Genomic DNA, 12588 nt, shown 5'->3' with positions numbered 1-12588 from the left:
TGAATTAGTCCTTTCGTTGTTCAAAATGTTTGGATAAGGCGATAATCATCGCACCCATTCGTTCGTTTTCCGGCACGACATAGTCGTCGACGCCTCTTTCGCGTAAGGCTTCCGCCGTTACTTTTCCCACAGCCGTTGGTACTACCTGGTGCCGGAGCGCTTCCTGCAGCTGTCCGGCCCGGCCGGCGTGCTCTGCATACTGAAACAAGGCATGAACCTGAATCGCGGTCGTAAAACAGATGGCGTCACTTTCTGCATGCAGTAGATTTTCAAGGCACGCAGCTGCCACGTCTTCCTCAGGAGGCGTATGCTGGTACGGCAAAATATCGTACACTTCAGCGCCGCGTTCCTCCAGATACTTCCGGAGCCGGGGGTTTTCCATCCCATGCAGCTGGACCGTGACCTGTTTGTGCTGAAAATCATGACCGTCCAACGCCCGCAGTATGCCGGCCGTCGTGCCGTCATCATCCCGGGCGGAAATATCACACTGCAGGCTTTTTAAAACATTAGCGGTTTTGTAGCCGCGGGCCGCTACGCTGCTCTGCTGAATTTTTTGGACAAATGCTTCCCGAATCCCTTCTTCCTCCGCAATATCCAGCATGGCATTCAGCCCCATGCCGGTCATAAAAATACTCCAGTCCACCGGCTGCTCCAGGTATGCCTGCATTGGCGCCCGCAGCTGTTCTTTATTCAGAAACGAGGTGCCCTGGAGCGGGAAGTTCAGCGTCTCTCCCCCCTGCCGGCGAATCAGCTCTTCCATTTCCTCTGTTTTTCGGGACGCAGCAAGAATTACCTGCCGTCCGCTTAATCCTTTGGCCACCCAAATGCCTCCTCTGGTCTTTCTCCGTTTTCTGCATTTACTATATCATGCTTTTTCAGTCTCTGACAGCGGCACCGCTCTTCTTTTCTGCGGAAAACCTCCCCTTTCCCTGTTCATTTCAAGCCGCCCCGTGTTAGTATGAAACAGACTGTTATTTATAAAGGAGATATGAACATGATCGATGTACAAAACGTTGGGCTCCGGTTCGGAGATCAAATTTTATTTGAAGACGTTAATATAAAGTTCACTCCCGGCAACTGCTACGGCTTGATCGGAGCAAACGGGGCCGGCAAGTCCACATTCTTAAAGATTCTTTCCGGTGAAATTGACTCTCAGAACGGCAATGTAATCATGGATAAAGATTCAAGACTCGCGGTGCTGAAACAGGATCACTTCGCGTACGAAGAATATACGGTTATCGACGTGGTTATTATGGGCCACAGCCGCTTATATGAAGTCATGAACGAAAAGAACGAAATTTACATGAAACCGGACTTTTCCGACGAAGATGGCATGAAGGCCGCCGAGCTTGAAGCGGAATTTGCAGAGATGAACGGTTATGAAGCGGAAACGGAAGCCGCGCAGCTGCTGCAGGGCCTCGGCATCAAAGAGGATTTGCACCAGAAGCCGATGGCTTCGTTAAGCGGTTCCCAGAAAGTAAAAGTTCTTCTCGCCCAGGCGCTGTTTGGCGATCCGGATGTGCTGCTTCTGGACGAGCCGACCAACAACCTTGACGTGCAGGCGGTACATTGGCTCGAAGAATTCCTGATCAACTTTGAAAATACCGTTATTGTCGTTTCCCACGACAGGCACTTCCTGAACCAGGTGTGCACGCACATTGCGGATCTCGACTTTAATAAAATTGAACTGTACGTTGGCAACTATGACTTCTGGTACGAATCCAGCCAGCTCGCCCAGAAGATGGCCCGCGAACAGAACAAGAAAAAGGAAGAGCAGATCAAGGAACTGAAGGACTTTATTGCCCGCTTCAGCGCGAACGCTTCGAAGTCCAAGCAGGCGACGTCCCGGAAGAAAACGCTCGATAAAATTTCATTGGATGATATTAAGCCATCCTCGAGAAAGTATCCATTCGTGCAGTTTAAGCCAAACCGGGAGCTTGGCAAGGATTTGCTGACAGTGGAAAACTTGTCGAAAACGATCGACGGCGTTAAAGTGCTTGATAATGTCAGTTTCACTCTTAACAGCGGCGACAAGGTAGCTTTCGTCGGCGAAGAGGAAACGAAAAAAACCGTACTGCTACAGATTTTGGCCGGCGAATTGGAGCCGGACAGCGGTGATTATAAATGGGGGCTGACCACCAGCCGTTCCTACTTCCCGAAAGATAACTCTGCATACTTTGAAGGCCTGAATATTAACCTGGTGGATTGGCTGCGCCAATACTCCCCGGATGACCAGAGCGAAACATTTATCCGCGGCTTCCTCGGCCGGATGCTCTTTTCCGGTGAAGAAGTGTTTAAAAAAGCGGACGTGCTCTCGGGTGGCGAAAAAGTCCGCTGTATGCTTTCCAAAATGATGCTGAGCGGTGCAAACGTTCTTATCATGGACGAGCCCACCAACCATCTGGACCTCGAAGCTATCCAGGCGCTGAACAATGGCCTGAAGTCATTTAACGGCTCGGTCCTCTTTACTTCTCATGACCATGAATTTGTTCAGACCATCGCCAACCGGATTATTGAATTCACTCCGGATCGCATGATCGACAAAGAAATGAGCTACGATGAGTATATTGAAGAACAGTATGCACGTGCATAAATTTATATATTTACTTTCAGCACCAGGGCGCGTATGCTCTGGTGCTTTTTTTATGTTTATTCATGTTTTTTATTCTATTAGTGGTATGACTTATTAATATAATTAATACGGTAAATGAAATTTTAATTTGTTCGAAAAATCCACGACTCTGCACTAGTCGCGGCGTTGCCGTCATTTTTATTTATTTTTTGTTTCATCAATCAGCTCGTGTACCCGCTCCACCGGTACGGCGAGCCCGTAGCGGTTGTTTTCCTCTGTACTACTCGCAAATACCACACCGGTCACTTTTCCCGCTTCTGTAATTACAGGACTGCCACTGCTTCCGTTAAACACGGGAGCAGCAAGCACAAGCCGGTCCTCCCTCATCTCGACGATGGATCCCCGATTGGCTACATCTGAGAACCCGAGAGGATTTCCGATGACGATAACGTCTGAACCGGCAGACGCACTCGTTTTTGCAAGTGTAACGCCTCCTTCCCACTGCTCTTTTAGCGTCACAACAGCAAGATCAGCCTGCTCATCTACAGCCTCCACGGATCCTTCTGCAAGATCCCCCTCTTCGGTTTCAACGGCTACACTGTCCGCTCTTTCCACGACGTGATAATTTGTTATAAAAGCATCCGGGCCTTCTACGAAAAACCCTGTTCCAAAAGACGTTTCCCCATTTTCTGTTGCCCTTATTTTCGTGACCGCCTGTTGCCACTGCTGTACATCCTCCTGCTTGGAAAGCTGATATGAAGCGGTTAAAAAGGACCATGTGTCCAGACGAAAGGTATCAATTAAGTAATAGGCAGATTGGAAAATCAGCATTCCTGTCATCAGCACCGCTACTGCCCGGAACAGACCCCGACGCTTATTTTTTGACGGACGTGGCGGTCTCGGCTCAAAATCTTCCGGCTCGGGTTCGCCTTCGACATGCTCGTCATTGCCTTCGTCTCTTCTCATATAACGCTCCTTTTCCCGCACCTCTTCTCATACTCTACTTCTGTATTATAATGAGAAAAAGAGATTTCCGCAAAAAGGAGGGACTTAACTGGTGAATTTTCTCCAATCATTCTTTAAAAAAAGCATCGAAGACAAAATTTATGACATTGCTGCCCAGCTGGCTTATTACTTTCTTCTGGCCATGCTCCCCCTTTTAATGCTGCTGATCAGTATTATTGGCTTTTTTTCCATCGATACGGACGGTATTCTTTCACTCATTAACGCCTATGTTCCTGGAGGAGCCTTTGCAATCATTCAAAACAATCTGAACGCCATTTTGAATTCACAGTCGGTTGGCCTGTTGTCTCTCTGTACAACAGCTACACTCTGGCTGAGTTTGATGGGAACATTCGCTATCATCCGTGCAATTAATGCTGCCTATCACCTGAAGATTCCTTCGTTGCTATCCATGTTGGGAAAAGGCATCATTCTCGTTTTGTCTCTGCTTCTCGCCATCATTATATCCTTGTTGCTTCCTATCTACGGTGAACCACTCGGTGCCTTTGTTTTTCGTTTCATCGGCCTTGATGATTATTTCCTGCAATTGTGGAGCTGGATTCGCTGGATCATCAGCTTTTTGGTGATAGGTGCAATCCTTGGCATAATTTACAAAGTAGTACCTAACCGTAAGACCACCTGGCGAGAATCGCTGCCCGGCGCTACACTCGCTCTATTAACATGGCAGGCTGCTTCCTTTGGATTTTCTTTTTACGTCAGCGTTAGTGATTATTCTATGATTTATGGAAATCTGGGCAATTTAATCGTCTTAATGCTCTGGTTTTACCTTACAGGATTCGCAATCCTGCTCGGAGGAGAATGGAATGCCTGTCTCTACGAGAGGGACAATAAAGCTATCGAAATATAACTTTACCAGCCTAGACGTTTTTCTTAGGAAGACAACAAATGAGTACGCCAGGACCCGGAAGGGATAAGTGGATAATGTTTTGCCTCAGAAAGAGGGTATACATAAATCCATCCTTCCGTTTCCCCTTCGGCATCTTTTACCCATACCCTTTCGTATTCATTTATCTGTCCCGGCTGTTCATACTGCTCAAGCCAATCTAATACACTTATAGCTGCTTCATTTACTTGTATCCATTCACCCACAACATCCATTCCGTTTTCGTCAACGACAGCTGCAGGATACGGCCCAGTGTCGTATAAAAATCCCTTCACCTTTCCGCGAACCACGTTATATACACTGTTTTCAATGTAGTGATAGTTGTTTAATTTTTGCAACAATGTTCCGTATACAAATACTACCTGCATTATACACCTCCTTAAATTGACAAACCTTGCGTCTGAGGCTATAATAATCCTTAGTAAATTAATCAGGATAGTTAACTTTAAAAGGAGAGGATGCTCATGTCTCAAAGCCCAAGGGTATTGGACGGCGCTGGGTCACTTTATTTTCCCGGTGGTCCCACGGCAGTGCTCGTCTGTCACGGTTTTTTAGGTACTCCCCAAAGTGTCCAGTATGTGTGCCGCCAATTAGCCCGAAAAGGGTTTACTGTTTCTGCCCCAAGACTACAAGGACACGGCACCTCCTATCAAGACCTTGCGCGCTATACGCACCAGGACTGGATTAAAGATATCCATACAGCCTATCAGTCGCTGCGCGTTAATCACAGCAGCGTTTTCATCGTGGGACAATCTATGGGAGGAACTCTCGCCCTTCATACCGCCGCTTCCTTCCAGGATACTGCTGGCATTGCCTTAATTAATCCCGCTCTCGATGTTCCCGGGATGCAGAGGGCAGTGAGAGAAACTTCTGCTTCCTTCATTAAAGAAGACAGGCCTGATATCCGGTGTCCCCAGGAAGAAGAAATTACGTATTCGCACGTTCCGACAGCTTCCGTGCGCTCGCTGCTTCAACTAACAGCTGCTGTGCGCCCAAAGGTGCGTTCAGTTTCATGTCCCGCGCTTGTCGCAGCATCCCGGATTGATCATGTCGTACCGCCTGCAAATGCAATAGCTATCTATGAAAATCTCTCTTCCACCTCCAAGGCGTTTGAATGGCTTGAACAATCCTACCACGTGGCCACGCTCGACGCTGATCGGGATTTTCTCGCCGACCGCCTGTCCTTATGGATAGCTTCGGTCACTTCCAGCCGCCTTTCTGCTTCTCATAATTAGATTATGTAAACCAAAAGGAGCCGCAGCGTCTGCAGCTCCTTTTTATGCTTCTTCAAAGTAATCTTTATAAAACCCGCCGATGCGGCCAGTGTTGTCGATAATGAAAATGAATTCGTCCGTTTCGTTTTTAACCGGATACTGCTTTCCAGGGGTTAATACACTGTCGACCTTATATTTGGCTGCTTCAGCATGCTTGCATGTAACGTATCTTAGCGTATCGCTGTTTTTCCATTCCTGATGAATCATCGTAAGCCTCCTAACCATTTTATTCATTATTATTGTAGCATATCACTTGCTGCAATGCCGTAACGGATAAAAAAGCGCCCCTTCGAAAAGGAGCGCTTCTGGTAAATCTGAAATTTTACAGGACAAACATGCCGGCAATCGAAGCACTAAGGAGTGATACTAAAGCTCCGGCCGCTACTGCTTTCAGCCCCATTTGAGCGATATCGTTACGGCGTGTCGGCGCCAGTGAAGCGAAACCGCCTAAAATAATAGCAAGGGACGACAGGTTTGCAAACCCACAAAGCGCAAAAGTGATGATCGCCTGGGATTTTTCACTGAAGCTGTCAATTTCCGGGGCAAAGTTCGCATAGGCGACAAATTCATTCAGTACTAGCTTCTGCCCGATAAATCCGCCAGCCTGAAGAGCTTCACTCCAAGGAACGCCGATCATAAATGCAACTGGGGCAAATACATATCCAAGAAGTAGTTCAAGCGTAATTCCATCAGCTCCGAACCAACCTGTTACCCACCCAAGCAGCAAATTAATCATTGCAATTAAAGCGACAAATGCGATCAGCATCGCCCCAACGTTTAAGGCAAGCTGCAGGCCGGTAGATGCTCCGCGGGCCGCAGCGTCAATCACGTTATGAGACTCAGTGTCTTTTTCTATTTCAATCTCATCCGTCGTCAAGCTGAGATCCGGTTCCGGGAAAATCACCTTTGCAATAATCAGCCCGCCCGGTGCCGCCATAAAGCTCGCTGCCAGCAGGTAATCGAGCGGAATACCAAGTCCTGCATAGCCAAACAGCACTGAGCCGGCAACTGAGCCGAGCCCCCCGGTCATAACAGCAAACAATTCGGATTTGGTCATGTTTGCCAGGAACGGACGAACAACAAGCGGCGCTTCCGTCTGGCCAACGAAGACGTTTGCTGCTGCGGACATGGATTCGGCTTTACTCGTTTTCAGAAGGGCGGACAGGACACCGCCGATAAATTTGATAATTACCTGCATGACCCCGATGTAGTACAAAATACTGATCAGGGAAGAGAAAAAGATAATAACCGGCAGTACGGTAAACGCAAACGCACCGGTCTCTGTAATACTTTCTCCAAACAAGAAGGTATATCCTTCACTAGCAGTATCGATAACGTCCTGCACACGAACGACCAGCCATTCGAAGGCCGTGCTCCCCCACGTAGAGCCAAGCACTAAAAATGCAAATATAAGCTGGAATAGAAGCCCTACGAGTACGGGACGAAAACGAATTGATTTTTTGCGGGAAGATAGTAAAAAAGCTAAAAACAGGACAAAAACAATTCCCATCAATCCCCATAATATGTTCATATACCCACCACCATGTATGTAAGATTGATCTAATTCACAAAGAATAGATCAAAGTTAATGTATCAAAAGGCGGGCATGAAGTAAATAACTATCTCCTCTTATGCTTAAAAATTGTGTAATTTCTCAATTATCAGTCAGGCCCCTGTGCTTTTAACAAGAAAGCGGTTACGAAATTCACAGGCGTTGAAAATTAGAAAACCCCGGGGCATTTGCCAGGGGTTTCAGCCTGTATAATGTTTACTCTACGCTTAAGCGCAGATCCGGCAAGTGGTTTAAAATAAATTGGGCTTTGTTCGTATCTACTTTCATTTTGAACTGCCGGTAATACTTAAGCGCTGTTTCAAAATGAGCAGGCATATGATGATATTCGTCCATCACACGGTCAAAGGCGTCATAGGCAAGCATTAATGAACTGACCATCTCTGTAAGCGGTAAAATATATTTATCAGTGCCATGGTGCGGAGATGTGCACAGTGTCATTTGCTCTACCTGGTCATCAAAGAAAGCTGCTGCATCCTCCACGTACGGACGGTACACGGATTGGACACTCTTTGCTTTTTCTTCAAAATAGGAGCGCCATTCCCGGCAGAAGCTGATCATGTACGGAAGATCGTCCCGTGTAATAACAATATCAAAGCCGGCCTGCCGGACACGATCCATACTCATTGGTTCCATCTTTTCCTGGTGTAAAGGCAGATAAAAGAATTTGCGACGATACGCTTTCATGCTGCACCCCGTCTTTCTACTATTTTCGGCATATTTTAAAATATTATAACATCTTCCTCCGGTGTTTCCTACTCTTTTCCTTTACTTTTTTCAGGTTGGCCGTCTTCTGTTTACCACTCAAAGGAAAAAGGCATTTCCGTATCCACTGCTCCCCGAATTTTTGTGATCCGCATCGGCTCTGCGTTCAACCAGGAAGCAAACGGCAGGAGCGCCGGGTACCTGTTCCCGCCAATACCCACATATATATTCTTTTCCGCGGGAAGATACTGAGCTGTATGAATGGTGCCTGACCAATGCTCATAGTCATTCGAATAAATCATATCTGTATCATGGTTGAAACGGCGAAAAGCACTATAGACTGTCTCCCGGTTCCAGTCGATGGAACGAATACGGGCTTCACGCTCCCGTGAATTTCCCATTAAATGGCGGTTTTCTTGCTGCATGGACGGTACATTGAAATGATTGGTACAGGCTACTTCTCCTGCTGGACGCACGGCAGTGCCCCGGGGCGAGGCCTCCACCACTGCCCCTTCTCCCGAAGCATCCATCATGGAATAATTGAATGAATGCCGGTGCGGAAGCTCCTGGAGCAGCCGGACGGCCTCTCTTGTAGTGCGGCAAGTCTCGAGCACAATACGAAGAAGATTCGAACAGACAATTCCTGGCTTTGGCTTAATACGGTGCACAAAATGGTAACCAATAGAGAGCCCGTATTCATTCATCGCATCCGAACGGCCGATAATCCGCTGGGCAAACCCTGCTGATCCGGGGCCGCCGGCTGGCTTTGTGAATAAGAACCGCCCTTCATACGTACTCGGCAGGTAATCATAATTTCGAATATACATACCGTTTGCCATCAGTCCGCTGCATCCCGATCGCACTTTCGACGCCTGATAGCCGCTGAACTCCTGAAGCACATCCTGAAACGTCCATTCAAGCCCTTCAGCCAGCCCTTTCAATTCTTCCCACAGCCCAGGAACGTAAAGCTGATAAAGTTTTTTGACGTCCTCTACCGGAACATCAAATTTTGCAAGCGAACGCTTCAAACGTTCACTGTAATGGTAACGTACGAGCGGCGTATGTTTTAAGTAACGGCCCTGCTGGTAGCCGATATCTGCATAGGTTCCTTTGTAAGCTTTTACGTCTACATGAATATTTTTCATTGCTCTTTTGGACTCCTTTGCCCAACATTTCTGTTTGCTTTTATAAGTATAGAAAATATAACTCCTTTTATCGAATCATATGCTTGGCAGCATAAAAAAACGCCCGGAGTACGGACGTTTAAAATTTATCATTTTTATAAGCAGGACCAGCGTCTTACATCGCTGATGAGTTCGAGTGTTTCACTCTCACGAAAAGCAGTCTGTTCAAGCATTTCTTTGAATAGATAGATGACAATGGTATGGCGGTCCCGGTTATCAATCATTTCTACTCCGGTTTTTCCTTCGTTTCCATGCACAATATCGAGATCCAGGCGTTCGCTCACCTCTTCAATGGAAGTTCTTCCTTTTGGAATATCAAGCACCACTTTGAGGAAATTTTCCCTGTCATCATTAATCATGCCCCAGCGTTTTCCGAACCATGCCCGGCAGCCGGTCATGCTTACTAACGTATATCCGTACGGAGGAGTTGGGACAAGTTTCGTGCTGGCCCACCCTCTTAATTCCATCGCATTTGACAATTCTTTCGCCTTTTCCTGAACGAATGTCAGTTGATTTTCCTGTACTTCCATTTTATAGCCTCCTTAACAATCTCGTTTTACCGCTTGGTTTACTTACCACTCCCCACGATATACATTCGTCCATGTGTGTAAATAAATATATCACAATTGAAAGCAGTTGTCGATAAAATGAAAGAAAATTCAAACAATGTTTATCGTCACATTCACTGAATGCTTTTTCATTATACCTTATTTTCATACTTTTAAAACATCTCGCAAAAATTGTACTTTTACTGTTAGAATACGTTTAAGAGTGTTAATATAAGGAGATGAGTTTTTGAGCTGTTCAGAGGTGAAAGTTCGAGGCGTTTCTTTGGATGAAGAAACAAGATGCGCCCATTATCATACATCAGTCGATATTGTTGCCATGAAGTTTTATTGCTGTGGTCGCTGGTACAGCTGCCACGCCTGTCATGAAGAGAGTGAAAGCCATCCTATAGCACCCTGGCCTTCTTCGCTATTTTCCGAAGAAGCAGTTTTGTGTGGAAAGTGTCGGCACACCATGAGCGTGACTGCTTATCTTCATGCTGATCATCAATGCCCGAATTGTCATGCGGCATTCAACCCAGGATGCCAACGCCATGCTTCTCTCTATTTTTCACTGTCACAGGGCTGAGAAATTTTTGAAAACCATTAGGTCTTCCTGACCTTTCTTTTCAACATAAATGCCTTTATTATAGATAAGTCGTTAATAGGTGAAGCATTGGCGGTGTCAAATGACGTTCAAAAACTAATCAGACCACCCAGAAAGGAGTTTGACCCGTGAATGCACAAAAATTAACGTACATACTTGCTGCGGTAGTCGTTGCAGGACTACTCGTCTATGTAGGAATAACAAATTTTGGGGGAAGCAGCCAAAGCGGCTCCAGCTCTGAAGAAGAAAGTGCTCAAAATGACTCTAATTCAAGCTCCGGGGCTTCCAGCGACATTGCTTCCGGTTCTAACTACGAGGGCTACGGTGTTAGTACAGACAATGAGCTTGCGACAGAAGCCGGCATGCAAATTCTTGAACAGGGAGGAAATGCGGCAGACGCTGCGGTTGCTACTTCCTTTGCCCTGACGGTAACTGAACCATACGGATCCGGCATCGGAGGCGGCGGTGCGGCTCTTGTGATGAATGGGCCAAACGCTTCCCCGGAAGTTTACGATTACCGTGAAGAAGCTTCTACGACTAATCGTGCTTTAAATGTAGCAGTGCCTGGCTTCGTAAAAGGCATGGCTGCCCTGCACGAAGAACAGGGAAGTGGCCAGTTCACCCTTGCTGAGTTAATGCAACCGGCTATTGATTACGCCGAAAACGGGTATGAAATTAATAGTTATCTGGCCAGCCGCATGTATTACGCTCAACCGAGATTAAACCAGCAAAATTCTCCTGCCTTTTACGATGAGAATGGCAATCTCCTGCAGGAAGGCGATACTCTCGTTCAGGAGGAATACGCTCAAACCCTTCGTACCATTCAGGAAAATGGGCCGGAGAGCTTTTATAGCGCAAATGGAGCTATTGCCCAGCAGCTGACGACCGATTACTCACACATAACCCCGGAGAGCCTGCAGCAATACAATGTGCAAACCCCTGAGGTGGCACAGGGAACTTTTGAAGGTCAAAACGTCTACAGTGCTCCTTCTCCTCTTTCCGGGGTAACGCTGATTCAAATGCTCGGCATGGGCGAGCGCCTGAATATTGGTGAAGCTCTTCAGGGAAACGAAGCGGACTACATTCATATGATGAGCGCCATCACCCGGGAAGCTTATTACCAGCGCCTTGAAAACTTGGGAGATCCGGAGTTTAACGAAATCACCACCGAGGAATATGTGAGTGAGGGTACCATCGATGATCTAGCACAAAACGTCCGTGAAGAGCGTCTGGATACAGAAGAGCTTGAAAACGCGACAGGGTATAATTCTTCCGATGGCCAAAATACGATTACCCACTCGAGCACCACCCATGTAAATGTAATGGATGCTGATGGTAACACGGTGGCTCTTACAAACACGCTGGGTAACTTCTTTGGCAGCGGCCAGACGTCTGCGGGCATGTTTTTAAACAATCAGTTGAACAACTATAACGAGACTCCGTCTTCGCCAAACAATATCGAAATTGGAAAGCGTCCGAGAAGCTTCATTGCCCCTACCATTATTCAAGATCCAGAAGAAGAAACAGTTATGGGCATCGGATCTCCAGGAGGCTCGCGCATTCCAACTGCGATGGCAGAAGTTATTTTCCGCATGGAATATCTAGATGAGAGCTATGAAGAAGCTTTCGCTGCTAACCGTTCCTTTGTAGATGTTGTCGAAGGCCAGGCAACACTTGCTATTGAAAACGGGGACCAGCCGGAAAATGCAGAACTTATTGAGGAAATCAACAGTAAATACGGGGACCGCTACTTCATCGCCCCTGATAAAGGCCCTTCCTATTTCGGAAACGTCACCTCATTAATTAAAGATTACGACGACGAAGAAATGCAGGGAATTATTGACCAGCGCCGCGGAGGTTCCGCCCAGACTCAATAAAGGAGAAGTGAATGTGAATATCTTAAAGAAAATCGGCCCTTACCTCTTTTTGTTTGCGTTAGTGCTGTTTATGTATTTCTTTAAAGTGGATGCTGAGCTGTCCACCACAGAAGAAGTTGAAATCAACAGCGCACTCAATACACCGCCGGAAACAGAAACTCAAGAAAATACAAATACGCAGTAACTATTTTCTTAGATAAGCGTCTTAGTATTGGCATTGTTTGTGGGAGTGTCTCTTAACACAAGAGACACTCTACGCTTGCAATGAGACGATTACTCCTGACGTAAGCGGGTATGGAATATTGTTGGTGTTATTTGACATTCAAAGGGAGATAATATTAGAGAGCA

14 protein-coding genes are annotated in these 12588 nt (G+C 46.6%); 6 read left to right on the top strand and 8 right to left on the bottom strand.

What is annotated here, in order from left to right; translation table 11 throughout:
• Window positions 1-4: 4 nt before the first annotated feature.
• Window positions 5-820 (bottom strand): uroporphyrinogen-III synthase, encoded by an 816-nt coding sequence (locus ACTTK6_RS02255; protein WP_462832519.1) that lies wholly within the window; start codon window positions 818-820, stop codon window positions 5-7.
• A 174-nt stretch (window positions 821-994) separates the two neighbouring features.
• On the opposite strand from ACTTK6_RS02255, the gene ACTTK6_RS02250 reads away from it, so the two are divergent.
• Window positions 995-2593, top strand: coding sequence for an ABC-F family ATP-binding cassette domain-containing protein (locus ACTTK6_RS02250; protein ID WP_079476497.1), 1599 nt, complete (start codon window positions 995-997; stop codon window positions 2591-2593).
• A gap of 177 nt (window positions 2594-2770) precedes the next feature.
• Here the strand turns inward: ACTTK6_RS02250 and ACTTK6_RS02245 are convergent, their stop codons facing one another.
• Window positions 2771-3538: a S1 family peptidase gene (locus ACTTK6_RS02245; RefSeq protein WP_462832518.1), complete on the bottom strand. Its 768-nt coding sequence runs from the start codon at window positions 3536-3538 to the stop codon at window positions 2771-2773.
• Window positions 3539-3629: 91 nt separating this feature from the next.
• Between ACTTK6_RS02245 and ACTTK6_RS02240 the strand changes: the two genes are divergently transcribed.
• Window positions 3630-4442, top strand: coding sequence for a YihY/virulence factor BrkB family protein (locus ACTTK6_RS02240; RefSeq protein WP_462832517.1), 813 nt, complete (start codon window positions 3630-3632; stop codon window positions 4440-4442).
• A 23-nt stretch (window positions 4443-4465) separates the two neighbouring features.
• Here the strand turns inward: ACTTK6_RS02240 and ACTTK6_RS02235 are convergent, their stop codons facing one another.
• Window positions 4466-4846: a gamma-glutamylcyclotransferase family protein gene (locus ACTTK6_RS02235; protein ID WP_462832516.1), complete on the bottom strand. Its 381-nt coding sequence runs from the start codon at window positions 4844-4846 to the stop codon at window positions 4466-4468.
• Between the two features lie 96 nt (window positions 4847-4942).
• Here ACTTK6_RS02235 and ACTTK6_RS02230 point away from each other — a divergent pair, with 96 nt between their 5' ends.
• Entirely contained in the window at window positions 4943-5713 is a 771-nt protein-coding gene (locus ACTTK6_RS02230; RefSeq protein ID WP_462832515.1) for an alpha/beta hydrolase, read from the top strand.
• A gap of 42 nt (window positions 5714-5755) precedes the next feature.
• Here the strand turns inward: ACTTK6_RS02230 and ACTTK6_RS02225 are convergent, their stop codons facing one another.
• The 5 genes from ACTTK6_RS02225 to ACTTK6_RS02205 form a co-directional block, all read right to left on the bottom strand.
• Window positions 5756-5959, bottom strand: a complete 204-nt coding sequence (locus ACTTK6_RS02225) for a DUF6501 family protein (RefSeq protein ID WP_462832514.1) — start codon at window positions 5957-5959, stop codon at window positions 5756-5758.
• 115 nt (window positions 5960-6074) lie between these two features.
• Window positions 6075-7283, bottom strand: coding sequence for a NupC/NupG family nucleoside CNT transporter (locus ACTTK6_RS02220; RefSeq protein WP_462832513.1), 1209 nt, complete (start codon window positions 7281-7283; stop codon window positions 6075-6077).
• Window positions 7284-7520: 237 nt separating this feature from the next.
• Window positions 7521-8009 (bottom strand): hypothetical protein, encoded by a 489-nt coding sequence (locus ACTTK6_RS02215; RefSeq protein ID WP_022792179.1) that lies wholly within the window; start codon window positions 8007-8009, stop codon window positions 7521-7523.
• A gap of 110 nt (window positions 8010-8119) precedes the next feature.
• Window positions 8120-9172: a C45 family autoproteolytic acyltransferase/hydolase gene (locus ACTTK6_RS02210; protein WP_462832512.1), complete on the bottom strand. Its 1053-nt coding sequence runs from the start codon at window positions 9170-9172 to the stop codon at window positions 8120-8122.
• 134 nt (window positions 9173-9306) lie between these two features.
• Window positions 9307-9741 (bottom strand): hypothetical protein, encoded by a 435-nt coding sequence (locus ACTTK6_RS02205; protein ID WP_079476505.1) that lies wholly within the window; start codon window positions 9739-9741, stop codon window positions 9307-9309.
• Between the two features lie 280 nt (window positions 9742-10021).
• On the opposite strand from ACTTK6_RS02205, the gene ACTTK6_RS02200 reads away from it, so the two are divergent.
• The 3 genes from ACTTK6_RS02200 to ACTTK6_RS02190 all read left to right on the top strand — a co-directional run bounded on the left by ACTTK6_RS02200 (window position 10022) and on the right by ACTTK6_RS02190 (window position 12424).
• The gene (locus ACTTK6_RS02200) at window positions 10022-10345 is read left to right on the top strand and encodes a CHY zinc finger protein (RefSeq protein ID WP_462832681.1); all 324 of its coding nucleotides are present in this window, start codon (window positions 10022-10024) and stop codon (window positions 10343-10345) included.
• A gap of 146 nt (window positions 10346-10491) precedes the next feature.
• Window positions 10492-12240: a gamma-glutamyltransferase family protein gene (locus tag ACTTK6_RS02195; protein WP_462832511.1), complete on the top strand. Its 1749-nt coding sequence runs from the start codon at window positions 10492-10494 to the stop codon at window positions 12238-12240.
• Between the two features lie 13 nt (window positions 12241-12253).
• Window positions 12254-12424: a hypothetical protein gene (locus ACTTK6_RS02190; RefSeq protein ID WP_158219079.1), complete on the top strand. Its 171-nt coding sequence runs from the start codon at window positions 12254-12256 to the stop codon at window positions 12422-12424.
• Window positions 12425-12588 lie beyond the last annotated feature (164 nt).

The sequence above is a fragment of the Marinococcus salis genome (genome assembly GCF_054971365.1).
The sequence above is the reverse complement of the archived record's forward strand: the minus strand, read 5'-3'. Positions and strand labels throughout refer to the sequence as shown.

Bases quoted from the DNA above. Each gene is read 5' to 3' on its own strand.
- ACTTK6_RS02250 (WP_079476497.1), top strand. From the start codon at position 995: ATGATCGATGTACAAAACGTTGGGCTCCGGTTCGGAGATCAAATTTTA.
- ACTTK6_RS02245 (WP_462832518.1), bottom strand. From the start codon at position 3,538: ATGAGAAGAGACGAAGGCAATGACGAGCATGTCGAAGGCGAACCCGAG.
- ACTTK6_RS02235 (WP_462832516.1), bottom strand. From the start codon at position 4,846: ATGCAGGTAGTATTTGTATACGGAACATTGTTGCAAAAATTAAACAAC.
- ACTTK6_RS02230 (WP_462832515.1), top strand. From the start codon at position 4,943: ATGTCTCAAAGCCCAAGGGTATTGGACGGCGCTGGGTCACTTTATTTT.
- ACTTK6_RS02225 (WP_462832514.1), bottom strand. From the start codon at position 5,959: ATGATTCATCAGGAATGGAAAAACAGCGATACGCTAAGATACGTTACA.
- ACTTK6_RS02220 (WP_462832513.1), bottom strand. From the start codon at position 7,283: ATGAACATATTATGGGGATTGATGGGAATTGTTTTTGTCCTGTTTTTA.
- ACTTK6_RS02215 (WP_022792179.1), bottom strand. From the start codon at position 8,009: ATGAAAGCGTATCGTCGCAAATTCTTTTATCTGCCTTTACACCAGGAA.
- ACTTK6_RS02210 (WP_462832512.1), bottom strand. From the start codon at position 9,172: ATGAAAAATATTCATGTAGACGTAAAAGCTTACAAAGGAACCTATGCA.
- ACTTK6_RS02205 (WP_079476505.1), bottom strand. From the start codon at position 9,741: ATGGAAGTACAGGAAAATCAACTGACATTCGTTCAGGAAAAGGCGAAA.